18 protein-coding genes are annotated in these 26,086 nt (G+C 39.8%); 7 read left to right on the forward strand and 11 right to left on the reverse strand.

Going from position 1 to position 26,086, the window contains the following annotated elements:
• Positions 1 to 7: 7 nt before the first annotated feature.
• The 9 genes from J8Z25_RS17375 to J8Z25_RS17415 all read right to left on the reverse strand — a co-directional run bounded on the left by J8Z25_RS17375 (position 8) and on the right by J8Z25_RS17415 (position 15,388).
• Positions 8 to 1,222 (reverse strand): EAL and HDOD domain-containing protein, encoded by a 1,215-nt coding sequence (locus J8Z25_RS17375; protein WP_130052678.1) that lies wholly within the window; start codon positions 1,220 to 1,222, stop codon positions 8 to 10.
• A 91-nt stretch (positions 1,223 to 1,313) separates the two neighbouring features.
• On the reverse strand, positions 1,314 to 2,852 hold the full coding sequence (locus J8Z25_RS17380; protein WP_250662189.1) for a glycogen synthase: 1,539 nt from the start codon (positions 2,850 to 2,852) through the stop codon (positions 1,314 to 1,316).
• A gap of 123 nt (positions 2,853 to 2,975) precedes the next feature.
• A complete protein-coding gene (gene glgC / locus J8Z25_RS17385) occupies positions 2,976 to 4,277 on the reverse strand; it encodes a glucose-1-phosphate adenylyltransferase (protein ID WP_054562381.1) in 1,302 nt (433 codons plus the stop codon).
• An 18-nt stretch (positions 4,278 to 4,295) separates the two neighbouring features.
• Positions 4,296 to 6,818, reverse strand: a complete 2,523-nt coding sequence (locus J8Z25_RS17390) for a glycogen/starch/alpha-glucan phosphorylase (RefSeq protein WP_250662190.1) — start codon at positions 6,816 to 6,818, stop codon at positions 4,296 to 4,298.
• Positions 6,811 to 8,868: a glycogen debranching protein GlgX gene (glgX, locus tag J8Z25_RS17395; RefSeq protein ID WP_250662191.1), complete on the reverse strand. Its 2,058-nt coding sequence runs from the start codon at positions 8,866 to 8,868 to the stop codon at positions 6,811 to 6,813. Before glgX ends, J8Z25_RS17390 begins: the two co-directional genes overlap by 8 nt.
• Positions 8,858 to 11,095: a 1,4-alpha-glucan branching protein GlgB gene (glgB, locus tag J8Z25_RS17400; protein WP_250662192.1), complete on the reverse strand. Its 2,238-nt coding sequence runs from the start codon at positions 11,093 to 11,095 to the stop codon at positions 8,858 to 8,860. The genes glgX and glgB overlap by 11 nt, the downstream gene beginning before the upstream one ends.
• Entirely contained in the window at positions 11,095 to 13,071 is a 1,977-nt protein-coding gene (gene malQ / locus J8Z25_RS17405) for a 4-alpha-glucanotransferase (RefSeq protein ID WP_250662193.1), read from the reverse strand. The genes glgB and malQ overlap by 1 nt, the downstream gene beginning before the upstream one ends.
• An 8-nt stretch (positions 13,072 to 13,079) precedes the next feature.
• Complete coding sequence (locus J8Z25_RS17410) at positions 13,080 to 13,379, reverse strand: isoamylase early set domain-containing protein (protein ID WP_167657527.1); 300 nt, start codon at positions 13,377 to 13,379, stop codon at positions 13,080 to 13,082.
• A 911-nt stretch (positions 13,380 to 14,290) separates the two neighbouring features.
• Positions 14,291 to 15,388 carry an ISAs1 family transposase gene (locus J8Z25_RS17415; protein WP_175081192.1) on the reverse strand — a complete coding sequence of 366 codons (1,098 nt, stop codon included), beginning with the start codon at positions 15,386 to 15,388 and terminating at the stop codon, positions 14,291 to 14,293.
• Positions 15,389 to 15,776: 388 nt separating this feature from the next.
• Between J8Z25_RS17415 and J8Z25_RS17420 the strand changes: the two genes are divergently transcribed.
• Together J8Z25_RS17420 and J8Z25_RS17425 are read left to right on the forward strand one after the other, a co-directional pair.
• Positions 15,777 to 17,699 (forward strand): putative bifunctional diguanylate cyclase/phosphodiesterase, encoded by a 1,923-nt coding sequence (locus J8Z25_RS17420; protein WP_250662194.1) that lies wholly within the window; start codon positions 15,777 to 15,779, stop codon positions 17,697 to 17,699.
• A 42-nt stretch (positions 17,700 to 17,741) separates the two neighbouring features.
• Positions 17,742 to 18,665: a hypothetical protein gene (locus J8Z25_RS17425; protein ID WP_250662385.1), complete on the forward strand. Its 924-nt coding sequence runs from the start codon at positions 17,742 to 17,744 to the stop codon at positions 18,663 to 18,665.
• 10 nt (positions 18,666 to 18,675) lie between these two features.
• Here the strand turns inward: J8Z25_RS17425 and J8Z25_RS17430 are convergent, their stop codons facing one another.
• On the reverse strand, positions 18,676 to 19,824 hold the full coding sequence (locus tag J8Z25_RS17430; RefSeq protein WP_130052686.1) for a transporter substrate-binding domain-containing protein: 1,149 nt from the start codon (positions 19,822 to 19,824) through the stop codon (positions 18,676 to 18,678).
• A gap of 71 nt (positions 19,825 to 19,895) precedes the next feature.
• Entirely contained in the window at positions 19,896 to 20,324 is a 429-nt protein-coding gene (locus J8Z25_RS17435) for an Lrp/AsnC family transcriptional regulator (RefSeq protein ID WP_130052687.1), read from the reverse strand.
• Between the two features lie 204 nt (positions 20,325 to 20,528).
• Between J8Z25_RS17435 and J8Z25_RS17440 the strand changes: the two genes are divergently transcribed.
• From J8Z25_RS17440 to J8Z25_RS17460, 5 genes are all read left to right on the forward strand, one after another.
• Entirely contained in the window at positions 20,529 to 21,734 is a 1,206-nt protein-coding gene (locus J8Z25_RS17440; RefSeq protein ID WP_250662195.1) for an aspartate aminotransferase family protein, read from the forward strand.
• Positions 21,735 to 21,780: 46 nt separating this feature from the next.
• Entirely contained in the window at positions 21,781 to 22,815 is a 1,035-nt protein-coding gene (gene astA, locus J8Z25_RS17445; RefSeq protein WP_130052689.1) for an arginine N-succinyltransferase, read from the forward strand.
• Positions 22,816 to 22,833: 18 nt separating this feature from the next.
• Positions 22,834 to 24,306, forward strand: coding sequence for a succinylglutamate-semialdehyde dehydrogenase (gene astD, locus J8Z25_RS17450; protein ID WP_130052690.1), 1,473 nt, complete (start codon positions 22,834 to 22,836; stop codon positions 24,304 to 24,306).
• 39 nt (positions 24,307 to 24,345) lie between these two features.
• Positions 24,346 to 25,149, forward strand: a complete 804-nt coding sequence (locus J8Z25_RS17455) for a DUF1338 domain-containing protein (RefSeq protein WP_130052691.1) — start codon at positions 24,346 to 24,348, stop codon at positions 25,147 to 25,149.
• A gap of 76 nt (positions 25,150 to 25,225) precedes the next feature.
• Entirely contained in the window at positions 25,226 to 26,068 is an 843-nt protein-coding gene (locus J8Z25_RS17460) for a hypothetical protein (protein WP_250662196.1), read from the forward strand.
• Positions 26,069 to 26,086 lie beyond the last annotated feature (18 nt).

The raw sequence follows: 26,086 nt of genomic DNA on the forward strand, positions 1-26,086 counted from the left end.
AAATCCCTTATAAGTTTTGTCTGCAGCTATCGCTCCAATTTACTGCATTTTCGTATATTTTGGGAAGATCTGCACTTTCAATACTTAAATAGGCAACGGCCTGCTCAAGCGCCCACCAGCTGCCGGTTTCGTAAGCTTTGACAGTTTCAAGTATGTAATACAAAATATTTTTTTCTTGCATTAAAGCAGCATGAATTTCGTCAGGAAACGGCAATCGATCCAATAGCTTTTCCATAGGCTGATCTAATATGGCATCAAGTAACGAAAACAGTCCCGTTAAAAAAGCCTCACCCGTTTGCTGCTTAGCAACACGCTGAGCTATTAATTCGCAAAAGCGTGCTCTGACAACACAAAGCCGAGTAAGCTCGGCTGGTTTTGATTGGGCACTGTGGGCGGTGATAATTAAGCTCACAAACTTTTTCAGTCGTTCATGGCCAAGATAAACTAGCGCTTGTTTTAAAGAGCCAATTTTACTCTTGATAGGAAACACGCCGCTATTTATTAAACGCAGCAATTTATAAGCAAGTGCGGTATCTAACGAGAACAAGCCAGCAATTTCGCTTATGTTTGGATCTGGGCGCATTACTTCAGCATAAATTGATAATACGAGTGCGTAGTTGTAATCAATATCGCGATGCTGAATCATTTTGGGTTTTGCAAAGAAATAACCTTGGAAGAAGTCAAAGCCCATTTTATAGGCTTTGTCGTAATCATCAGCTGTTTCAAGTTTTTCGGCTAAAAGCTTTATTTTTTTATGTTCTTTAAGCTTGTTAACAACAGGAGCAATTTCTTCAAAAGGAGTTTGCTGTACATCAAACTTGATAAGACGAATAAGTTTTAAAAAGCGATCCCATTCAGGTTGATAGACAAAATCGTCCAATGCCAACTTATAATTGTTATGAAACAACTCACGACAATATTCGTAATTTTCGTCGGTAGGTTCCATGGTTTCTAGTAACTCAATCACCACATCTTGAGTTGGCAGAAACGCGCAAAGGTCCAGCTTCAAAGACTCTGGACCTATATTAATTAATGCTTTTTTGCCCGACGTAATATGACGGGTACCTAAATTGAGCTGGTTTTCCATAATAAGTCGAGCCGTTGCCGTACTCTCTGACACATCAGGAAAACTATTTTGTAAACTATCTCTAAATAGTAGCTCATAGGCGACAACTTGTTGACGACGGTTAAAGACCGCTTGCCTAGCAACAAATACAGCCACTTTACCTACTTTTTATATTTTATCTCACACTAAGTAATTAATAGCTGAAATTGACAAAAAAGTCACTTAATTACCATGAATCACGCATTTTTTATTGATATAAGCCTGATAAATAGCTTTCTGCCACAGATTGCCACGTAAAACGGGCATTTTTGGCCTGTTCACATATTGAACACCATTTATCTGGTTGTGATTTCTTAAGCTCAAGCGCATCGCTAAAACTAGTAACAAGTTCGTAGCTTTGTGCTGCTAAACTCTCACCTTGAAAACTAAAACCACTGACAAGATGGTCGACAGTATCACGTAAACCGCCCACGCTATGGACTAAACACGGCTGCCCTGCTCGCATAGCTAACATTTGACTAATACCACAAGGTTCAAATGAACTTGGCATTAGGAATAAATCACCTAAATGGTACATGTATTCACCAACAAAATGTGCGTACCCTTTTAAAAATAGCAGGTTTTCTTGACGAGCCATAACCGATGTCATAATTTGCTCAAGTTCAGCATCCCCAGAACCTAAAATAATCATGTAACCGTTATGCTGTTTTAAGCGCTGACACAACTCATCTAACACGAGCCCTTTATCATAAGGCTGACGAAGTAGCAGTGCTTTTTGATCTGTCAAACGACCAACACTTGTTACTAATGGCCCGGAAAACGGCTGAGTTTTAAATTTAAGTAATCTTTGATGAGCTATGTAATAGCTTGAATCTAATACAGGGCTTTTTGCCATCCATTGAAATAATGCATTTTCAGCATGCTGATAAAGACTCGCTAAACTAATGTCGTCAAGCTTCATTCCAGGGTATTCGCAGCCATTAAGAATGCCCACTACGCGGCCTTGTTCATAGGCAGCTTGCAAGTCAGCTTCAAGGCCCTCCCCCCCAAAAAAACCTTTTTCAGCATCACTTGGACGCAGTACTTCTTGGCAATAAGTTGGCGATACAAGATGTACTTTATCAACCAAGTTAATTGCAGTGCGCATTGGGTTAAAGCAATCAAAGTAACGCGGATCGCATAATTTTTCGCCGTTATAACCTAAACCTGGGAACCAGGCTTCAAGGCTTGAGCTGTCGCCTTTAAAAGGACGTATCCCTTGCAATGCAAGGTTATGAACTGTGTAGGCTAAGAATAAATGCGCTAGTTTTCTGTAGCGACTGTCTGTTTTTAGTAATAAAGCAACACAGGCACTATGCCAGTCATGTAGATGAACTACATCCGGTCTGCGAATAATTCCTTGTAGCAAAGCTTCACATACAGCGGCGTTAAAAAGAGCAAACTTACTTGCATCCGTAGCAAACGGACGGCCGGGTTCATCATTACAATAAACAGCACCGTTATGACGGCTAAATTCCCAGTGAGATATAACTAGTTGTGTTACACCTTTTTCACTTTTAGCTAGTTTCCACACATCAAGCTTTTGCATTTGTCCGGCAAATGGCACATGCACTTCACCAATATGATGACGCTCTAAATGACTAAAGCCGTAATCAGGTATGACTACATCAACACTCAGTCCTTTTTCTACTAAAGCTTTAGGACAATCTCTAACAACATCCGCTACACCACCGACTTTGGCATTCGGTAATGCATCATTCTCTGCAGCTACCATCAATACATGCATGCTTTGCAGTACTCCATAAAACTGTTATACCAATCAGCAATAATACTTAATTAAGCAAATTGATATTATTCAAATATAAATAAAGGAGGGACATGCCCTCCCTTTTTCATTTAGCGCGATTGCTTAAGCAAGTCGTTTATTATCTTGCTCTTGTTGTTTTAACTTTTTTGCAAGTTCATTCAACATATCACGAGTTACCAGCACAATCCCTTTTTTCGAGACTCTAAAGCCATTTTCTTTGTCGGCCTTGTGGTCGTAACCAATTTCTAGGCCCGCTGGGATCTCACAGTTGCGGTCAATAATAGCACGCCTAATTCGGCAGTTTCGCTGTATTTTTGCACCAGGTAAAATCACTGATTCTTCTATTTCACAGAATGAGTGAACATAGACATTCGAGAACAGCAGTGACTTTTTAACTTTAGAGCCAGAGATAATACAGCCACCCGATACTGTTGAATCAACAGCCATACCACGTCTGTCATCATCATCAAAAATGAATTTCGCTGGCGGTAACTGCTCCTGATAAGTCCAGATTGGCCATTTTGGATCATAAAGGTCAAGCTGAGGCTCTGGCATTACCAGCTCCATGTTGGCTTCCCAGAATGAATCAAGCGTACCAACATCGCGCCAGTATGGCTGACCATCTGTGTTAGAGTCTCTAAACGGATATGCAAACACGTTATGCTCTTCGATGATAGCTGGGATAATATCGTGACCGAAATCACGACCAGAACCTTCAGTTTCTGCGTCTTTTTTCAATTGTTCAAATAAGAACTCAGTATTGAAAATATAGTTACCCATTGATGCTAAACAGGTCCCAGGCTTACCTGGTACAGACGTTGGCTCAGCAGGCTTTTCATCAAAACGACGGACACGATTGCTTTCATCAACCGTCATTACACCAAATGTATCTGCAGCTTCTTCGCAAGGTACTTCAATACAACAAACCGTCATATCAGCACCTGTCTCAACGTGTTTTGCCAACAAACCGCCGTAATCCATACAATATACGTGGTCACCAGAGAGGATCATGACATATTTAGGTAGTTCATGACGGATGATATCCATATTTTGGAATACCGCATCAGCTGTACCGCAATACCACTCGTCACCATATCGCTGAGATGCTGGTAAAATCTCTACAGATTCACCCAGCTCTTTCTTAAAGTGGCCCCATGCACGGTTTACGTGACGAATTAACGAGTGCGACTTATATTGAGTAGCAATACCAACTCGACGAATACCTGAATTAATACAGTTCGACAGTGGAAAGTCGATTATTCGGTGTTTACCACCAAAATAGACTGCTGGTTTAGCACGCCAGTCTGTTAATTCATGTAAACGTGAGCCTCGTCCCCCTGCTAAGATGAGGGCATACGTTTCTCTGGTTAAACTACTTATGTATCGGTTTGCATAACTTGGCATAACTCTCTCCGTCTTAAGCTAGCTGCTTTTCTTCTGTGTGTTTTGCTGTGCACTAGTATCCAGTAATGGCTCCAAATGCCAGATGTCGTCACTGTATTGACTAATGGTTCTATCGCTCGAAAACATGCCACTGGCTGCAGTATTCAAAATACTCATCTTGGTCCAGTGAGCAGTGTCTAAGTAGGCTTGTTCAACTTGCTCTTGCGCTTCTACAAAGCTGGCAAAATCATGAGCGACTAACCATGGATCGTGCGGGCTCTTAATCGCCGCGATAATGTCGTCAAATAAATTAGGCTCAAACAAGTTGAAGTGACCGCTCTCAAGTAAGTGCATTACCTTATAGAGACTGTCAGTTTGGTGAATAATCTGCTCTGGATTATAGTGCGCTTTGATATCATCAATTTGCTCTGCACGTGCACCAAATAAGAAGAAGTTGTCCGCACCCACAGCATCACGAATTTCGATGTTAGCACCATCTAACGTACCTATGGTCAAAGCGCCGTTCATCATGAACTTCATATTACCTGTGCCAGATGCTTCTTTACCTGCCGTAGAGATTTGCTCAGATAAATCCGTTGCTGGGCAAATGGTTTCCATTGCTGTTACATTGTAATTTGGTAAAAAAGCAACTCTTAAATACGGTTTAGCAAGCGGATCTTTGTTGATTACTTCTGCTACGTTATTAATTAATTTAATAATTTTCTTCGCCATGTAGTAACCAGGTGCAGCTTTACCACCCAATAGCACACAACGAGGAACAATGTTTGCTGTATCGCCTTGGCGAATACGGTCGTAAAGGTGAATAACGTGCAGTACGTTTAATAGCTGACGCTTATATTCGTGAATACGTTTAACTTGCACGTCAAACATCATTTCGGCGTCAAACTCTACACCACAGCGGTTTTTCACTAACTCAACAAGGCGTTGCTTATTGCTGTGTTTTACAGCTTGCCATTGTTTATGGAATTTAGGATCGTCATATAAACGGCGTAACTGGCTAATTTTGCTAAAGTCAGCAACCCATTCATCACCAATGTGTTGATTAAGCAGTTTAGCCAACTCAGGGTTACAATGTGCTAACCAGCGACGTGGTGTTACACCATTGGTTTTGTTGTTGAATTTTTCTGGCCATAGCTGATAAAACTCATTGAATAAGCCCGCTTTAAGTAGCTCAGTGTGAAGTGCAGCCACACCATTAACCGAATAGCTACCCACAATCGCTAAATACGCCATGCGAATTTGTGGCTCTGGGCCTTCTTCGATCAGTGACAATGCACGTTGTTTTTCAACATCACCTGGCCAAGTTAAAGCAACTTCAGCTAAGAAACGCGCATTGATTTCATAGATAATTTCTAAGATACGCGGTAATAATCGGGCAAATAATGATACTGACCACTTTTCTAATGCTTCAGGCAGTAAAGTGTGATTAGTATAAGCCATGGTCTTAGTAGTGATAGACCAAGCATCTTGCCAATCAAACTCATACTCATCAACCAAAATATGCATAAGCTCAGCTACAGCAATACTTGGGTGTGTATCGTTTAATTGAAAAACATGGTAATCGGCAAAGTCAGAAAAATCTTCGCCATGTTTACTAACCCAAGTATCAATGATGTCTTGTAAGCTCGCTGATGATAAGAAATATTGCTGACGCAAACGCAGTTCCTTACCGTTCTCACTACTGTCATTTGGGTAAAGTACCATTGTAATTTGTTCGGCTAAGTTTTTACGAGCTACCGCTTCTGAATAACTACCTGCGTTGAATTCGCTCAAATCAAATTCATCAGTAGCTTCTGATTTCCATAAACGTAAAGTATTTACAATATCGTTCTTGTATCCTGGAATTGGTACGTCATAAGGCACTGCTAAGACATCGTGAGAATCTAGCCATTGACGGTGCTCACGGCCATATTTATCAGTATAGCTTTCAACATGACCAAAAAATTTTACACGCTTTGATTGCTCAGGCGCACTGAGCTCCCAAGGGTGGCCTTCACGTAGCCAATTATCTGGTTGTTCAATCTGATGACCATTTTCAATAGCTTGATTAAACATCCCATATTCATAACGGATACCATAGCCAATCACTGGCAATGCAAGGCTTGCACAGCTATCCAAGAAACATGCTGCTAAACGCCCTAAGCCACCATTACCAAGACCTGCATCATGCTCAGCTTCTGCAACTTGCTCAAGTTCTGTACAGTACTCTTGTAATGCTTTAGCGACTTGCTCGTCTAGATCTAAGTTTAAAATCGCATTACCAAGTGCACGCCCCATTAAAAACTCAAGTGATAAGTAAGCTGTTTTACGGCGTTTTTGCTCATGAATTTGTTGTTTAGTAACACGACAGCGGGCAACAAGCCTGTCTCTAATAGTTAAGGCTAATGCATGGTATAAATACAGTTGTGATTTACCGACTTTGTCACGCCCTAAGGTGTAATAAAAATGGCGTGATAAATCATCGTCTAGGGTACTTTCATCAACTATAGGCGCATCCTGCCAGCCCTTTACAACACATACTTGATCGGCATTTTTAGCCATGATTTAGATCCTCTGAATTGGCGGTAAAAACCCAGCTGCTCATAGCAGCAATCTGTTGTTCCTTATCAACAAACTGTGTTGACATGGGGTGAATACTGGTCAGTGCTAATCGCCACTTTCCTTTTTCTAAACTAGGAAGTTGGCAATTTACCGGCTCTGATCCTGCATTTAAAATAATCAATAAAGCTTGATTTGTGTGCTTGTCTGTCAGGCTGTAGATCAACACTTGACGATCGCCTTGATGCCAATCATCTTGTTGCATATTAGTGCCTGATTCTGTAAACCATGCGACCTCATAACGTGGGTCATTATCGTGAACAAAAAAATGGTGTTTAAAAATACTGAACTGCTTACGAATGCGCAGTACATCGTCAATAAATCGGGTTAAAGGGTGACTAAGTTGTGAGTCTTTCCATGCAAGCCAGCTTGTGCGATTGTTTTGACAATAAGCGTTGTTGTTACCACCTTGTGAGTGTGCCATTTCGCTTCCTAAAGAAAGCATAGGTACGCCTTTAGAAAGTAACAAAGTTAGCAGCATATTTTTTTGTTGTTGTAAGCGTAATTTGCTTACTTGTGGGTCATTGGTAAAACCTTCGGCACCACAATTAAAAGAGTGATTGTCACTGTGGCCATCCCGATTTTGCTCACCATTAGCTTCATTATGTTTATTTTCGTAGCTGACTAAATCAGCAAGCGTGAAACCATCATGACTGGTGATAAAGTTGATACTATTGAGAGGGCCACGTAAGTTATGTTCAAACAAATCGAACGAACCATGTAAACGTTTTGCTAGCTCACCAATAACACCCTGTTCTTGTTTCCAAAAGCGCCTTATAGTATCGCGATATTTATCATTCCATTCACGCCAAGGTGAGGGAAAAGCTCCTAATTGATAACCGCCAGGACCTATATCCCATGGCTCTGCAATGAGTTTAACTTGGCTAAGTATAGGATCTTGATTGATAGCTTGAAAAAATGCATGTGCTTGATTAAAGCCATTGGGGTTACGAGCTAAAATCGTCGCTAAGTCAAAACGAAAACCATCTACTCCCATTACTTCAACCCAATACCGCAAGCTATCAAGCACAAGTTGTAAAGTCCGAGGCGAATCAATATTTACCGTGTTGCCGCAGCCTGTATCATTAATGTAATGTTTTGGTTTCTCTGCAACTGTACGGTAATAACCGAGATTATCTAATCCGCGAAGTGACAAGATAGGCCCATCAGTTCCTGCTTCAGCGGTGTGGTTATAAACCACGTCTAATATTACTTCGATATCAGCTTTGTGTAGCGCCGTCACCATTTCTTGAAATTCACAAATATCATCATTAACTAGATAATCTTTATGCGGCGTAAAGAAATTAAGCGTGTTGTATCCCCAGTAATTTTGTAAGCCTTTCGCAGTTAAAAACTGCTCGCTTATAAAAGCATGGACAGGTAATAATTCTATGCAAGTCACACCAATCTTGCGCAGGTGCTCAATAAAACTTGGATGGCTTAAACCTAAAAACTTACCTTGCAAAGATTTTGGGATCTCTGGGTGACGACAGGTTGCACCAACCACATGGCATTCATAAATAACCGTTTTGCCCCAGCAATGATTTGGTTTTTCCCCAGCGTAAGGTTTCAGTTCCCTTACCCGTGATTTAGGCATATCAATCGCGTTGTTAACCTGGCTTAATTTCCCAACAGGCATTTGCCCATAATGGCGTTCACTCCAAGTAAATTCGCCATATATATCACGTGCGTAAGGGTCCAATAGCAGTTTGTGATTATTAAAAAATAGCCCTTTTTCAGGTGCATACTCACCATCAGCCCGAAAGCCATACAAAGCACCACTTTTCAGAGGACTCACTTTTAGCGTCCATATCCCGCCTTCGTTCATATGCATCGCGAGGGTGAGAATCTCAGAATGACCACTACTGTCAAATAAGCACAACGACATATGTTGCGCTTGAGGTGCGTACACAGCAAAATTAACGCCATTGCCAACAACAGACGCACCTAAAGGAGAGCTCACCCCGACTTCGAGTTCGACACTATGACTCATCGCTCACCTTCTTCAGGTAAATTGTTGCAAGACCAGGCAAAGAGATACTAATACTTTGATTAAAACCATGACTTTCTATAGCTTGGCTTGTAATGATTTGTTCGGCGTGACTGGTAACTTCAACACCGGAACCAAAATAGTCAGTTTTGTCGGTATTTAAAACGACTTGATAAGAGCCCGATTTTGGCACGCCAATGACATAATCGTGATATACCTGTGGAGTTAAGTTACAAATCACCACCACAAAGTCTTTCGCTTTTTTTGCATAGCGAATAAAGCTAAACATACTTTGCTCAGCATTAGTGCTATCAAGCCATGCAAACCCTGCAGGGTTGGTGTCTTGCTCATACAAGGCTGGGGTGCTTGTGTAAACGGCATTCAATTCTTTGATAGTTTGCTGCATACCACGATGGCTCATATGCTCAAGCAAATGCCAGTCAAGAGATTGATCGTGATTCCACTCTTTGCGTTGGGCGATTTCTGCACCCATAAATAACAGTTTTTTACCCGGATGCGCCCACATAAACGCATAATATGCACGTAAGTTTGCAAACTTTTGCCAATCATCTCCTGGCATTTTTTCTATTAATGAGCCTTTACCATGCACGACTTCATCGTGACTAAGCGGCAAAATATAGTTTTCGCTGTAAGCGTAAACCATTGAAAAAGTCATTTCATGATGATGATGCGAACGGTATATCGAATCACGTTGCATATAATGCAAACTGTCATTCATCCAACCCATGTTCCATTTATAACCAAAGCCTAAACCATCATGATCAACTTGGCGTGTAACCCCTGGCCATGCTGTCGACTCTTCAGCCACCATCATTATGCCTGGATTTTTTGCATAGCAGCGCATATTTACTTGTTTTAAACACTCAATGGCGCCTAGGTTTTCTCGACCACCAAATTGGTTTGCAATCCACTGCCCTTCTTCACGGCTATAATCCAGATAAAGCATTGAAGCAACAGCATCAACACGTAAGCCGTCAATGCCAAACTCATTTAACCAATACATTGCATTTGCAATTAAAAAGCTGCGAACTTCTGCTCGGTCATAATTGTATATATACGTATTCCAATCTGGATGAAATCCTTGTCTAACATCAGCATGCTCGAATAAATGGGTTCCGTCAAAACGATGTAAACCATGAGGATCGCTAGGAAAGTGCCCGGGTACCCAGTCAAGAATAAGACCGATATCGGCTTCATGACACTGTTCAACAAAATAAACAAAATCTTCAAAACTGCCATAGCGACTAGTCGGGGCAAATAATCCAACGGGTTGATAACCCCAAGAACCATCAAATGGGTACTCGCTGATTGGCATTAATTGTAGATGCGTAAAGCCGAGTTCTTTAGTATATGGAATAAGATTATCAGCAAGTTCACGCCAAGTTAGATAGCGCTCACCGTTATCTCGTCTTTGCCAAGAACCCGCATGCACTTCATAAATACTAACAGGCGCATCGACACAGTTTCGTTTAGCACGATTCGCTAACGCCTTTTCAGAAAGCTGAATACCTGTTTTTAGCTTTTGTAGCACTGACGCAGTACCCGGTGCTTGTTGCATTTTAAACGCGAACGGGTCTGCTTTTTCAAGGACTTCACCTGTCAATGTTGTGATGGCAAACTTGTAACATTGATGTTCTTTTAGATCTGGGATAAACAACTCCCAAACACCACTAGCTGGATGAAAACGCATAAAATGACGATTACGCTGCCAATAGTTAAATTCACCAATCACAGATACACTACTGGCATTCGGTGCCCACACTGTAAAACGTACACCATCGACGCCTTGTTGAGATACAAAATGAGCACCAAAATGTTGATACGCATGCTCTAAACTACCTTCATTAAACAGATACATAGCCTGTTCATCTAAGGTGCTATCAAAACTGTACTCATCATGTTGTAGATGGTTAAATTCATCGCTATAACTGACATCTAGTTGGTAGTCAGGCTTTGTTTTTGACTTGATATTAGCAATAAATAAGTGACTATTACCTTGTTGCTGCGCAACGATTTTTTCTGTACCAAGTATAACCGTAACACTACTAGCACCAGGCAAAAAACAACGTATGTCATAACTTGAGTCATCACTTTTATGAGGCCCAAGAAAGCTGAAGGGGTCTCTAAAACAACCACTGACTAATGCATCTATCTGTTTTTGATAAATAATAGGTTGTGCATTTTGCTCTTGACGAACTCGACTTCGCATTATTGATTCCTTATCGAGATTAAATTGGCTAAGAATGACTGTTGCGCTTTAATAATTTCCGCCGCTGGACGCGATAATAAACGCCGCCAATTTGGGTACTCTTTGTCTGTACCGGGGATATTTACAGGCAGTACTTGCTGGTCTAAGTCATCTATTTGAATAGTAAATAGCCTTGCTGGTGCTGCTGCTAAAGACGATGCCAGAGCTTCATATACCAAGAAAGCGTCTGCATCTAACGATAAATATTGTTCTGATTCGCGCGCTATAAAGTTTAGCATGCGTTGCTTTTCAAGGTTTCGCGCATCAAACAGAGCCCTTGCTTGCCCTTCATCTAGCAAACCATATTGTTGTTTAATGGTAATATCATGGCCAATCCACCAACCTTTAAAAGGTGGAACGTCATGGTTTGCTATCATTAATAAGCTTTGAGGAGCAAAATGCTCAGCGGCTAAAAACTCGCCTTGATAATCTTTTTCGAAATAAAACAGTCCATTAGAATATATTGCGCTCGCTTTTAGAGCTTCACGTACTTCATTCGGTACAACTCCTAAATCTTCACCAATCACCACACATTGATTAAGGTGAGATTCAATTTTAAGCACCGCTAATAAATGCTCAAATGGATAATAGACATAACAACCATCTTGCTGTGAATTATTTTTGAAGCACCACCAAAGTCGACGAATTGCCATTACATGGTCAATTCTCAGACCGCCAACGTCTTCCATATTGGCTCGGATAAGCGAACGATAGAATGCAAAGTTGTCCTTGCTTAACTTTTGCGGATTAAGGGCTGGTAGCCCCCAGTTTTGGCCATGCTCAGCCCAAGGATCTGGTGGTGCGCCGACATGCGCACCTTCGGCAAAAAGTTCGTTTTGGCTTTTAAACTCACTACCATCACCTGCACACCCAACAGCTAAATCATTGATTAGGCCAATAGCCATACCACTATCACGGGCTGCTTGTTGGCATATATTTAATTGTGAATGCGCTTGCCATTGTAAGTAACTTGCATAATCACGATCGCCAACCAGCATGGTGGATAGGCTACGCTTATGCGTATCACAAAAAATCGCGAACTGTTCTTTTCGATCTGGTGAGGCAAACTCGCAAAAGTGCTGATACAAACAACTAAATACTTGATATTTGAATTCACTGACCGATGTGTAATCGATGTAAGACGAATTGGGTTGCGGCTTATCTGCTAATAATTTAGTAAGTACCTTATTATTTTTGGCGTCCTCGCATTGCGATACAGCAATATATAAAGGATTTAATAGAGCTCGGGAATTTGGGCTATAAGGGCTTGCTCTTTCTGGGCTATGCTCAAATAATAAATGCAAGGGATTAAGTAGCACATAATCCATATTTTGTGCTGCTGCTTCTTGAATCAGCTTTTCTAAATCCGCAAAATCACCAATACCTAAACCATCTTCATTACATAAGCTATAAAGCTGAATAGATAAACCTAAACGCTTTTTATCATCAATAGAAAAACACTCTTTTGGTACTACCCAAAGTTGGCTGTGAGACTGCTGATCTGCAACAGAAATTAGCGCATCATGATATCCAATCGGCATGTCAGGAACTGGTAAAGCGAGTTCGAGATAACGTATGCCATTTAGACCATAATCTCCGAGTACCTCTAAACCCTGTAAGTTTTCACGGGTAAAGTAAATATTTAACGAAGGAACGCTTAATGTGCATGATCGTGATAACAAACGTTCATCTAAGCGTACTTTCAAAATAGGCTGATGTGCCTCAACAATACTTGTTTGAGGCAACAAATTCAGCCAAGTACCTGCATCTAATGCAAAATTAAGTTGCTTAATTGCATCTTCATCTTGAGTATCGATACCACAACAACTAAGTGCCTGCCTACGTGTACTTTCATCGAAAATAACATGTTCGCCAGTGTACTTAGTGTATTCATAGCCTATGCCATGCAGGTAATATAACTGCGAAAGTGACTGCATTAAAACACCTAAGCGCGCTGGGTATTAACAATGCTGTTATCAGTACCAAAACCGTTAGGAATATAACCATCAGCTTGGTGATCGTTGTCCCATGTTTCGCCGTTAATTAAGTAGCGGAAATGAAATTCTTGATCTAAAGGTAAACGCTGTTTGTATTTGAAAACTTGTTCTTTTTTATTGAACTTCATTGGCACTGGTTGCCAATCTGTAAATTCTGCGACTAATTGCACATCATCAGCGTCAGGGTGTTGGAATTCAAAGGTTACTTCGGTTTCGTCTTTAGTTTTAAAAAAACGTTTACTTAACATAGTGGGCTCCAATTCAACCAATTGGTAAATTAATCCTTGCCACAGTCCCGCACTAATAAATCATTGAGCGGAAACTGTGCGTTGCAGGTTTTGCTATCTTGCTTACAAAAACATCAAGTTCGTGTTAGTAAATCAAACCTATATTTACGCATTATGACAGTGCAACTGTTTATTTTTTGCACCAAAATAGTACGTAAAACATACAAAATTACAACAATCATATTGCTATATTATTACGAGCAATAACTGAACCAAGTTGATGGTAAAATATACTTTATTTTCAGCGTCATTTTTATCAGCTCTCTACATAACTTATAAAAAGTAGATAACAATTTAGGTTGGGTAAAGTGAATAAAATTGAAGTGATTAATTAGAGTAAAAGCACCAAAAGAGACACTACTTCACTCATCAAAAAACATTAGCTAATTATTTCCAAAAATGAAAACTTGTTTACGCCACACTGTTTTTATAAATAAACCAACAAAATAAGTAAAAACAAAGTTTAAATTCTTAACTACTTACTATGCTACTACCACATAAATTATTAAAAAATAAAATTATAAAACAACCGTTAACTTCAACATTGTCCAATTAACGTTTTTAAAAATTATCTCAGTAAAAGTGTAAAAACAATAAGTAGAAAAGCGTAAATTAAAAGCTGAAAGCCATTCATCAAATTATAGTACGCATTGCTAAACCTGCAATGTAATAGCAATTTGTTCTGACAAAGAAATCTATATTTACAGAGTCACCTCTATCAAAATTAATAACACCACCTGAAACTCTATAGATAATAAATAAAACTAAAAACCTATGGATAAAATAATTAAATATATAAACTTTAAAATTTAAAAACAAAACAACCAGCACGATATTGGGTACAGGGTGAGAGCATACTTTGTTAACAAGTATTAACCAAAGATAAGCTCAGCCCTGAATTCATCGTCAAAACTAGCCCTAACACACTTACTGCGTATCGAGTCTTTACGGCCTTTGTGCTGTTTTACCAGGTTGCGAACAACCCGTCTGAACAGCGCCATATTCTCCGCCGAAATCGGCTCGCTTATCTGGCAAGCGTCTTCCTTAAAGACGACATCCAACACCCAGTGCTGCTGATTTTCTATGTGCCAATGATGGCGGATTGCTTTCTGCAACATCTGTGCATCTGGCTCGACAGAAGTAACATAAAAGTGCGTGTCTATTTTTATTATTGAGTCGGACTTATTGTGCCTTTCGACTGCGACCAACGAAGTAAGCCCTGGCCATTTTTCTTTTATCTCTTTAGGCAGTTTGTCTGCTTTTAGAGCGTAAGTGATCCGTGTTTCCTGACGTCCATGCCCATTGCTGGTTTGTACGTCCTCAGGCAAATCTCCCTCTTCTTCAAAAGCTTTTTCAAAACATGAAGCGACTGCTTTATAAAGCGTTTTCTGATTTGCTTTGACCTGAACCAAATAGTCCGCATCTCTTGAAGTCAGTGCTGAGAGTGTCGCTTTCTGACAATGTAGTGCATCTAGTGTGATGATAGAGTCTGAAATATCGAGCACATCTAATAAGGCCCTAACTGCTGGGATCTCGTTAGATTTACTTTCTACGGTACGCTGATACAAAGTTAAACCAGATTCACAATCAAAAGCGGACACCAAGTGTAAGTTATCCTCACGCTTTTTACTGGCACCACGCAGAGTTTTCCCATCAAATGCAATAATTGGCTTGTCAGATTGAGTTCGTTGCTCGTTAACCCAACTAAGCAGGGCCAAAATCAGAGAGTCAGTTTCCACTGTTTTAAGAATACGAGCAATACTATGTCGCGTTGGAATACCATGTTTAAATGCTCTGAACTGTCGGAGCCAAGACAGCTTGCTGTGTCCAAACACTTCGATATCTTTCCAGCCTTCACAACCAGATAAAACCGCCGAAATGATAAGAAATAAGACATCAGTAAGGTCATGATGTTGATTGATGAAAGAACGCTTATCTTCCACAAGTTCAAGGTGGCTAAATAACGACATAATTAACAAGTAGATAGTGACAATGTGGGCGTTATTAGATCAGAAAAGAGGCGGATGTTAAAGCCTTTTTACAAAGTGCGATCCCGCCGTGATATTGGGTACAAATGTAAAAATTTAAAACCTTTTAGTAACCAGATTTAAAAACTAATAACAAAAATTGTTTTAGCAACACAAACAAAATAGTATAAAAGCTATAGGAAAACCACCCTAATGCAACCTTAAAGTTGTATACACATAACACTAAACGCTATGAATTTTCACATTAAGCACTCATCCAAACCCCAAAGTATGAGAAAGACTTTGTCTATCTTAAACACAAACAATATACTCAATTCATTAACTGGTGAGGTTTTATAGTAAAACAAAAACACCAAAACGGTAGTAATTTATGGCTAATACTCTTCGAATTTTATCTATATGTATTATAACTCTAATAGCTTTTATATACGGCTTTAATATCTTTTTGACTAAACAAGTCAATGATTTAGTTTATGCTCCTAAAGGCATAGACATACATACCTTCGAACAAGGGCAAGTAAATGTTGTTGCTGCCCCTTGGTATAATCTTGTTTTAAGTGGACAGCACTTAATTTACAACAACGACATCGCTTATATTGTAATTAATGTCACAGCGGATTCTGTAATTACAACGAGTGCTTCAGACCTTGTAATTGCTACGCTTTTAGCACCTATTAACATAATCATCTTGCTGTTATTAGCGTTAGCTGTAAGTTGGCTAATAAGTTTAAGATTCAAAAATAAAATAGAAAATCAAAGACTTGATTTTCTTAACAATCAATTTATAGAATTGCTCAGTGGCCTAAATATTGCCATCAATTCTCATCATACAAAACGTACTCAACTTGAACAGTTACAAAATAACTTTCAATCTCTAAGTACATATATCACTAATTACACCCGCGAAACTGAAGTCAGTATTTATCAAGATAAATTGACCCACCTTATTGATCGACATGCTTATATAGAGCATCTTGCCAAACAGCTAAGAATTGCAGAAGTTAATAAGTTTAGCTGCGCATTATTATTTATTGATTTAGATGGATTTAAACAGGTTAATGACTCTTTTGGTCATAGCTTTGGAGATGATGTTTTAATTCAAGTTGCATCTCGTTTAAGTAGTGTTTTACGCCATCATAAAATAAGTAACATTTCACCAATTAGTCAATTAGAACAAAACCTAGCTCGACTTGGAGGTGATGAATTTTCTATCTTCATTAACTTGAAAGATAATAAAGGAAAGGCATTAGAAGTTGCACAGAATGTGTTGCATGAAATTGAACGCGACTTTGTCTTAGGTAATAAGCTGATAAAAATTAGTGCCAGTATTGGCATTGCTGTTTATCCCGATAGTGCAGCTACTCCACAAGCATTATTACAAATGGCAGATGTGGCTATGTACCGAGCTAAAACTGACGGCCGCGGAATATTTAAGGTGTATTCACCTGAAATGGGCAAAAAAATTCGCCGCTACCACTACTTGTTAGAAGAGATGCGTCTTGCGATTTCCAGTAATAGTTTTCATCTATCTTTCCAACCCATAGTCCACGTAGATGACTGTGCTATTGACTACTTTGAAGCGCTCGTTAGGTGGGAGCACCCAGTTGAAGGTTTCATTACACCAGATGAGTTTATCCCTATTGCTGAAGAGTCAAACCTGATATTGGAACTCGGCGATTGGATCATGCTTGAATCATGTCGGCAAATGTCAGCTTGGTACAATGCCGGTATGAATAAAGTTTCTATTTCGGTTAATTTATCCGGCGTCCAATTAAAGCATTACGACATTTATGAGTGGGTAATGGAAAAGCTTGCTAAAACTGGGCTACCAGCAAAAGCGCTAATGCTAGAAATTACCGAATCAACTTTAATCAAAGCAAGCAATAAGATTATAGAATCATTAGAAAAGCTTCGAGGGGAAGGGATCACTATTGCAATTGATGATTTTGGTACAGGGTTTAGCTCTTTAAGTACCCTTGCAGACTTACCTATAGATGTGATCAAGCTCGATAAGTTGTTTGTGTCACAAGCTAACGATAACCTTAAGTATAATGAAATCATGCATTCGGTTAGCGAGCTTGGCCGCAAACTCGGTTTGAAAATCGTTGCCGAAGGGGTTGAAGAACTCGCTCAATTTGAGTTAGTTAAATCGATGGGCATTAACTGTGTTCAAGGCTACTTAGTTAGTCATCCTGAGTCATCAGTTAATGTTGGCCATAAAGTCTTGCAGGATAACATTAACTTTGTGTCTGTCACTGGGACAGGGGTTTGGAATATACAGCAGCCGCTTTAGTAAGTTATAATGAACACATTATTCAAAGCCACTCCCTTGTTAATGTTAAAAAAAAGCTTACTTACGGTATTAACCTTGTCAGTCACCGTCATCGGATTGTTGATTGCTTCATCCATTTACACCCTGTACAGCAAAAAACGTTTAACTGTAGATCCGAAACTGAGAGAAATTTCAGGGATTGAATTTGATAAATTTAACCGGCTTTGGGCGATTAATGACAGTGGCGATCAGCCAAAACTCTACCGCCTTAATGAAGATGGTTCAATTGCAAAAGAAATTTTGGTAACCAATGCTAAAAATATTGATTGGGAAGATATGACGCAAAATAAATTTGGTCACTTCTTTTTAGGAGATTTTGGCAATAATAAAAACGACAGAAAATGGCTAACCATTTATAAAATAGAAAATCCTATCGACATCAAAAGCGACACCACAGAAGCAGAGATAATCAAATTTACTTACCCAGAGATGGATGGCAGCCCTATTCAACCTGATCAACGTAACTTTGATTTAGAAGCCTTTGTAGCGCTTGGCCGACATCTATACCTATTTACTAAAAATCGTACTGAACCATTCGATGGTATTACGAAAGTTTATAAAGTTGGTGATCATGCTGCTAATTTTGATGCTGAATTGATTGATTCGTTTCAAACTTGCACCACAATGGAAAAGCTATGTTGGATCACATCTGCGGCCCTCAGCCCAGACCGGAGCAAATTGGCTCTTCTTGATTCCACCAGCATTTGGTTATTTGAAAACTTTCAAGGCGATAAGTTTTTCTCAGCCGATGTATCACGTATTGATTTAGGTATCGTAACTCAAAAAGAAGCTATCACCTTTTATGATGACAACACCATTGTCTTTACTGACGAAGAATTTAAAGGCATAGGTGGGAATGCTTATGTCATAAAACTCGATGAAGTCGAAAAAAAAGTCATCCGCAAAGCGCCCAGATCCAATCAATAGAGAAGAAGCATTATTTAGAGAGTGCTTTTTCAACATCAACGCCTAAAATCAGTACGCCTATCTGATGTTTTTTTTCATCGAATATAGGCACGCTGAACTGTACTTGAAAATGTTTAGTCGACTCATCAAACTCCAAGGTATCAATGTAGTAGTCATCATCTTGCTGATACATATTTAAAAACTTAGCTTCATCACCCTGCCAATAGTCGGTTGTGACTGCACTAATAATGACATTTTTACCTTGTTTATCTGTGACAATTATTTCAGTAATGATGCCTTGCATCTGCCTTTGCCACACTTGTAAGAATTGTGAACCTTCAAGCTTTAGGTAGCTTTCGGCCATAATCGGTTTATTATCAATAACCTGCTGTTCCCACAGATTATCAAACTGCTCTAACTCTTCACTCGAAATTAGTTGCCTGTTACTTTTTTTTACGGCTTGTTGCACCAGCTCTGCATTAGCTAATACTTTTATTTGTTCAAAAAGCGCTCTCACTAAGGATTGTTTTTCGATTTTTGACAATACAAAGGGGCTTTGTGAACAGCTACTTATGTGGCTGTTAAAAGCATTTAAAAATTCAGGAAACTCCTCAAGCGTTTTATTTGCAGCAAATAAGCCCAAAGGCACATAACGGTAGAATGTTTGTTTATATTCATCTGGCTTTATTTGTAACTGCACAGCGTTGAATTCAAACTCTTCTAAATCAAGCAGTATTCTGTCTACCCGCTGCTTTTTGAATACTTTGATAAGCTCTTGGGTAGTGTTGACTTCGACTTCTATTTTCCGATTAGTTAATTGATACCAATCAGCCTGATGGCTGCCTCTTACGACTCCATAACGAAGATCGTGTTCGGCTATCGAAGCCGAATCAGCATGGGTAAACCAGTACCAGTTTTCTAGAAACATAGGGGCTGAGAGCTCACCATATTGCTGCATTTTTGACAACAGGTTCGCAGTAAAGTAACCATCAAGTCGATTTAACTGCACTTCTCTTTTTGCTCTTAACCAAGGTAACTTCTGTAACTTAAATGGCACATTGATTTGCTTAAAAATACATTCAACATGAGTTATTGCATTGTGAGGTGCATTAAGGGGCAGATTAGTGCCTAACTGAAAAGGCTGAGCCACAGTGAGTGAGAGCAATAATGAAGCAAGCATCGACATAAGCCCAAATAACTAACAAATTAAAGTCATTATAGACAATAGAGCCAGTTTTACCCGATAAAGGGTTAACGCTTAAACTTCGTCTCTAAAATCACCGACGACGTTGTTCGCTCCACGCCATCCAAGTTACCAATATCATCTAAAAGGTGGCTAAGTTTTTCTAGGTTTTGCGCTTGAACAACAGCAATAAGATCAAATTCACCACTAATTGCATAGAGCTGTGAAATAGCATCAATCTGCTTTAACTCAAGGTTAGTTTTGGTAGTGAGTTTTTGCTTAACTTTAATCGACACATGCGCCGATACCATTTGGCTCAAATAGGCATCACCATAGTCTACACTATAGCCTTTGATTACACCTGTTTCTTCTAATTTTAACATTCGACTTTGCACTGTTGATCGCGATAAGTTAAGCGCTCTAGCAAGGTCTGAAATACTCGCACGAGCATTGGTTCTTAAAATAGCTAATAGTTTTTCATCTTGTGCAGTTATCAATTTGACTACTCCGTTCGTTAATTTGCTTTTTATTTTAGTCATTTTTCACAAAATAGCACTGCAAATTTAAGTCTCTAACCCAGATAATAAGAAAAATAGATAAGAAAAATAATCTCATCGTGCTTAATTAGGCAGGAACGGCTTAACTGACCTATTTTTTGCAATTTAACTTTTTTCATACTAAGCCAGATTTAGGTGCAATAAATGCAAGTAACAAGAGAACTTTTTAACGACGTAATGGTACCAAACTACAACCCATCAGAGGTTATTCCTGTTCGCGGTGAAGGCTCACGTGTTTGGGATCAAAACGGTAAAGAATTTATCGATTTTGCAGGTGGTATTGCTGTTAATTGTTTAGGCCATTGTCACCCGACTCTTGTCAATGCGCTTAAAGAGCAAGGCGAAAAAATTTGGCACTTATCAAACGTTATGACGAATGAGCCGGCATTGCGTTTAGCTAAAAAGCTAACAGACGCAACATTTGCAGATAAAGTATATTTTGCAAACTCAGGTGCCGAAGCCAATGAAGCAGCATTAAAGCTAGCACGTCGTTGGGCATTAGATGTCCATGGTGAGCAAAAGAATCAAATCATCGCCTTCAACAAAGGTTTCCACGGTCGTACATTCTTCACTGTTACTGTCGGTGGCCAAGCGGCTTACTCTGATGGTTTCGGGCCTAAGCCAGCTGCAGTCGATCACTGTGACTATAATGACTTAGCTGCTTTTGAAGCGCTTATCAGTGACAACACTTGTGCCGTTATGATGGAACCTTTACAAGGTGAAGGCGGTATTATTTCGCCAACTAACGAGTTCGTTAAAGGCGTTCGTGCGTTATGTGATAAGCACAATGCATTACTTATTTTTGATGAAGTACAAACTGGTGTCGGCCGCACAGGCGATTTATATGCATATCAAGGTTTAGATGTAACGCCAGATATTCTTACGACAGCAAAAGCATTAGGTGGTGGTTTCCCAATTGGTGCAATGATTACAACGGCTAGCATTGCAGAGCATTTAAAAGTGGGTACCCATGGTTCTACTTACGGTGGTAACCCACTTGCTTGTGCAGTAGCAGAAGCTGCTTTTGATACTGTAAATACAGCAGAAGTACTAGCAGGTGTTAAAGAGCGTGAACAACTTTTACGTGACGGTTTTGCTGCAATCAACGAAAAATACGACGTGTTTAGTGAAGTACGTGGTAAAGGTCTATTATTAGGTGGGGTTCTTAACAGCAAATTTGAAGGCCGTGCACGTGACTTCCTAGTAGCAAGCACAAAACATGGTTTAATGAGTCTTGTTGCTGGTACAAATGTTGTTCGCTTTACACCGTCTTTAGTGATTCCATTAGAGGATATCAAAGAAGGTTTAGCTCGCTTTGAAAAAGCGGTTGCAGACGTTGTAAACGGTTAATCCTAGTTGGCGCATGCTTTAAGCATGCGCCATTGGAGTGCACTTAATGCAAGTATTACGTCCTATAACAGCAAATGATTTTGCTGCGTTGAAACAAATTGCTGTTGAATCTGGTCATGGTTTTACCTCTTTACCGGTTGACGACAATTTACTACAAGAAAAAATCGAACGCGCGGAACGCAGTTTTGCAAAAGACATTAATAAACCACAAGACGAAACCTACTTATTTGTTTTAGAAGACAGTGAAACGGGTGAAGTTATAGGTACAACGGCTATTGAAGCTGCTGTGGGTATGTCAGTTCCTTTGTATCATTACCATCTAGGTAAAACTGTTCACCATTCACGCACTCTCAACGTATATAACACCGTTGATATTCTAAGTATGTGTAACGACTATACAGGTTGCTCTGAAATTTGTACTTTGTTCTTACGTGAGCAAAACCGCAAAGGTTTAACGGGTCGCTTTTTATCACGTTCGCGCTTCTTATTTATGGCGCAGCACAGTGAACGTTTTGCTGACACAATCATCGCAGAAATGCGTGGTGTTAGTGATGAAGACGGTCACTCACCGTTCTGGCAATGGTTACAAGAGCACTTTTTTAGCATTGAGTTCCCACAGGCAGACCATTTAGTTGGTTTAGGCGATAAAGTATTTATCAGCGAATTAATGCCTAAGTACCCTATCTATGCCAACTTACTGAGCAAAAAAGCACAAGCTGTGATTGGGAAGGTCCATGAAAAAACAAAGCCAGCGCTTAAACTTCTAGAAAAAGAAGGGTTTGAGCACCGAGGTTATGTAGACCTATTCGATGCAGGGCCAACTGTTGAAGCAAAACTTGGCAATATTCGCAGTGTTCGTGAGTCACAAGTTTGCCCTATCACCATTGGTGAGCTTGCCCATATCAATGAGAAAAGCTCAGATACATTAGCTATCTGCAACCAGGGCGTGAATGACTTTAGAGCAACATTCACCAAACATGCTCATTATAACCACGCTAAGCATACGTTAATCGTCAGCCAAGAAGTGGCAGATGCACTTAAATTGAAACAAGGGGATGCAGCACGGTTCTTCCGTTTGTAACCACTTAAGGAGTTTAAAATGAGTGTAACAACTCAACTTATCGATAACCAATGGCAAGCAGGCCTTGGTCATGATTTTAGTTCAATCAACCCAAGTAATGGCGAGGTTGTTTGGCAAGGTAAAACAGCCACGGCTGAACAGGTAGCCGATGCTATCAAAGCTGCCCGTAATGCTCAGCTTGACTGGGCTGATATGACCCTTGAACAGCGCATTGTAATTCTTGAAAATTTTGCTGCTGAACTAAAAGAGCACAGTGAAGAGTTCGCAACCATCATTGCCCGTGAAACAGGCAAGCCATTATGGGAAACACGTACCGAAGTAGGTGCAATGACGGGTAAAATTGCCATTTCAATCAGGGCCTATAACGAACGTACGGGCACTACAGAAAACCCAATGCCGGGCGCTAAAGCATTTATACGCCATAAGCCTCATGGTGTTGTTGCAGTATTTGGCCCATACAACTTCCCTGGTCATTTACCGAATGGTCATATTGTGCCTGCTATTTTAGCAGGTAATACAGTTGTATTTAAGCCATCAGAACTAACGCCTCATGTTGCTGAGTTCACTTTAAAGCTTTGGCTAAAAGCAGGTTTGCCTGCTGGTGTGATTAACCTAGTACAAGGTGAAGTAGACACAGGTATTGCACTTGCATCTCATCAAGATATCGATGGTTTATTCTTTACTGGTAGCTCTAATACAGGCCATCTATTACATAAGCAATTTGCAGGTCACCCAGGTAAAATCTTAGCGCTGGAAATGGGTGGTAATAACCCACTAGTCGTAAAAGATGTCGCTGATGTAAGCGCGGCTGTTCACGATATTATTCAGTCTGGTTTCATTACTTCTGGCCAACGTTGTACCTGTTCTCGTCGTTTATTCATTGAGAACTCGGCAAATGGCGATGCAATTTTAGAAAAATTAATTGCTGCAACAAAACAAATTAAAGTAGCCGACAGCTTCAGCGAAGATCAACCATTTATGGGTGCAATGATCAGCGAAAAAGCCGCATTAGGTATGGTTGCAGCTCAGCAACAGTTACTTGATATGGGAGCGACTTCTCTTGTTGAGCTTAAGCATTTAGAACCGGGTACAGGTTTTGTAAGCCCTGGTATTATTGATGTAACAGCTGTTGAAGATATGCCTGATGAAGAGCACTTTGGTCCTCTTATCAAGGTTTACCGCTACACAGATTTCGATAGCGCGATTAATGAAGCGAATAACACCTCATTTGGTTTATCTGCTGGTTTATTAAGTGATGATAGTAATGACTACCAACATTTCTTAAAGCGTATTCGTGCCGGTATCGTTAACTGGAACCGACCAATTACAGGCGCATCAAGCGCTGCACCGTTTGGTGGTATTGGTGCCAGTGGTAACCACAGAGCGAGCGCTTATTATGCTGCTGATTACTGTGCGTACCCTGTTGCTTCTGTTGAAGCCGAAAAAGTTAACTTACCACAGACCCTTGCGCCGGGCTTAATTATTGAATAATTGATTGGCGGCTTCCCGCCTTAATTGAAGGAATTAAACATGCACACAGATGTAAACGCCCTATTTGAAAACCTATGGGAAAACTATTTATCAGTTACGCCTTCGGCAGTAAAAGTACATGAGCTATTAGGCTCTACTCAAAAAGATGACGTGATTAACGATCACATCGCTCTACGCACTTTTAATCATGAAAAAATCGGTTTAGAAAAGCTAGCTGCGCACTTTTTAGCAGTTGGTTATAAAGAATGCGGCGAGTACCATTTTGAGGCAAAGAAATTGTACGCTAAGCACTTTGAACATTCTGATCCAAAACAACCTAAAGTATTTATCTCTGAACTACTTGTTGAGCAATGTTCAGAAGAATTACAAGCTATCGTAAATGATATGGTTTCACAGATTGACGAAAGCGATGTAACTGCGGATAATTTCCTCTATTCAGGTACGCATTGGCAAGTAAGTTCAGAAACTTACAAAAAGCTATTAGAAGAGAGTGAGTATGCAGCGTGGATGTCGGCGTGGGGCTACCGTGCTAATCACTTTACAGTAAGCATCAATGAGCTTGCTAAATTTGATGACATCGAAAGCGTAAACCAGGCACTTAAAGATGCAGGTTTTGCATTAAATACATCTGGTGGTGAAATTAAAGGTTCACCAGAAGTTTTACTTGAGCAATCTTCAACACTTGCTGATGACAGTGAAGTTGAATTTAGTGATGGCGTTGTGGCTGTACCTAGCTGTTTCTATGAATTCGCTCTGCGTTATGCAAAACCAGATGGCGAGCTATACACCGGCTTTGTTGCTGCATCAGCTGATAAAATATTTGAGAGCACCAATGCTCGATAATTAAGTTTTTAATCAATACCCGAGCCATATGAAGACACCAAGGTTTAACAGTCAGACAAATCAATTCCTTCAACAAATGGCTTGGGCATTTATTCTTGTTTCATTTTTTGCCATAACATTTTTTAGTACTGATACTAAAGCAAGTGAGAAGCGCAAACTAACCATCCTATCCCACTCCTATTTTGCAAATGAGTTTGATAAAAGAAACATCAACGAGCATTTTCTTAAAGTTATCAAACCTGCTTTAGGCGATGAATTTCATCTAAGTGTACAATTTACGAATCATGCTCGATTAATTAAGCGTCTTTCAAGCAAAGAGCCTAGCTGTACTTTCAATGCAATAAAGTCAGCTGAACGAGCTGAGCACATGCTGTTTTCAAAAGTACCCACTTTTATGCACATGCAAAGACAGCTTTTCGGGTTAAAATCAAATATAGACAATCTTCCTTCCCCTGTTTCTGTTACCTCTCTTTTAAAAGAGAAGTATATTTTCGGAATTATTGGTTCCTCGAGCTATCAACAATTAGATTCATCTTTTGAAAAATATCGCTCAAAAATTGCTAATATCTATGGTGAAAATCCATTTCTGCAATTAAGTAAGCTACTTTTAAATCAACGTATTGACTTTATCGTCGCATATCCTGAGTCTCTATATGCTCACTTGAGCGAAGATCAATTAAAGCTGGTAAGTTCTCGTCCAATTAGTGAGTATCCTGAGTTTACTAATGGCTATTTCACATGCAGTAAAACGGCTGAGGGCATACATGCTATTAGATTAATGAATACATACATGATGACGCCACCTATGGCGGAATATCTGTACGCCATTCATAAAGCCAATAACCTGTCAGCTGATCTCGAAGCAATGCTTAATGTTTATAAAAGAAGATACAAAATATCATTTAAAAACAACAGTTAATTGATTTATTTTCGCTTC

This window comes from Pseudoalteromonas sp. SCSIO 43101 (assembly GCF_023650775.1).
Classification (GTDB): domain Bacteria; phylum Pseudomonadota; class Gammaproteobacteria; order Enterobacterales; family Alteromonadaceae; genus Pseudoalteromonas; species Pseudoalteromonas apostichopi.

What these genes read in the sequence shown, in the direction of transcription:
- J8Z25_RS17380 (WP_250662189.1), bottom strand. Translation starts at nt 2,852, where the DNA reads ATGCATGTATTGATGGTAGCTGCAGAGAATGATGCATTACCGAATGCC.
- glgC (WP_054562381.1), bottom strand. Translation starts at nt 4,277, where the DNA reads ATGCCAAGTTATGCAAACCGATACATAAGTAGTTTAACCAGAGAAACG.
- J8Z25_RS17390 (WP_250662190.1), bottom strand. Translation starts at nt 6,818, where the DNA reads ATGGCTAAAAATGCCGATCAAGTATGTGTTGTAAAGGGCTGGCAGGAT.
- glgX (WP_250662191.1), bottom strand. Translation starts at nt 8,868, where the DNA reads ATGAGTCATAGTGTCGAACTCGAAGTCGGGGTGAGCTCTCCTTTAGGT.
- glgB (WP_250662192.1), bottom strand. Translation starts at nt 11,095, where the DNA reads ATGCGAAGTCGAGTTCGTCAAGAGCAAAATGCACAACCTATTATTTAT.
- malQ (WP_250662193.1), bottom strand. Translation starts at nt 13,071, where the DNA reads ATGCAGTCACTTTCGCAGTTATATTACCTGCATGGCATAGGCTATGAA.
- J8Z25_RS17410 (WP_167657527.1), bottom strand. Translation starts at nt 13,379, where the DNA reads ATGTTAAGTAAACGTTTTTTTAAAACTAAAGACGAAACCGAAGTAACC.
- J8Z25_RS17415 (WP_175081192.1), bottom strand. Translation starts at nt 15,388, where the DNA reads ATGTCGTTATTTAGCCACCTTGAACTTGTGGAAGATAAGCGTTCTTTC.
- J8Z25_RS17420 (WP_250662194.1), top strand. Translation starts at nt 15,777, where the DNA reads ATGGCTAATACTCTTCGAATTTTATCTATATGTATTATAACTCTAATA.
- J8Z25_RS17425 (WP_250662385.1), top strand. Translation starts at nt 17,742, where the DNA reads ATGTTAAAAAAAAGCTTACTTACGGTATTAACCTTGTCAGTCACCGTC.
- J8Z25_RS17430 (WP_130052686.1), bottom strand. Translation starts at nt 19,824, where the DNA reads ATGCTTGCTTCATTATTGCTCTCACTCACTGTGGCTCAGCCTTTTCAG.
- J8Z25_RS17440 (WP_250662195.1), top strand. Translation starts at nt 20,529, where the DNA reads ATGCAAGTAACAAGAGAACTTTTTAACGACGTAATGGTACCAAACTAC.
- astA (WP_130052689.1), top strand. Translation starts at nt 21,781, where the DNA reads ATGCAAGTATTACGTCCTATAACAGCAAATGATTTTGCTGCGTTGAAA.
- astD (WP_130052690.1), top strand. Translation starts at nt 22,834, where the DNA reads ATGAGTGTAACAACTCAACTTATCGATAACCAATGGCAAGCAGGCCTT.
- J8Z25_RS17455 (WP_130052691.1), top strand. Translation starts at nt 24,346, where the DNA reads ATGCACACAGATGTAAACGCCCTATTTGAAAACCTATGGGAAAACTAT.
- J8Z25_RS17460 (WP_250662196.1), top strand. Translation starts at nt 25,226, where the DNA reads ATGGCTTGGGCATTTATTCTTGTTTCATTTTTTGCCATAACATTTTTT.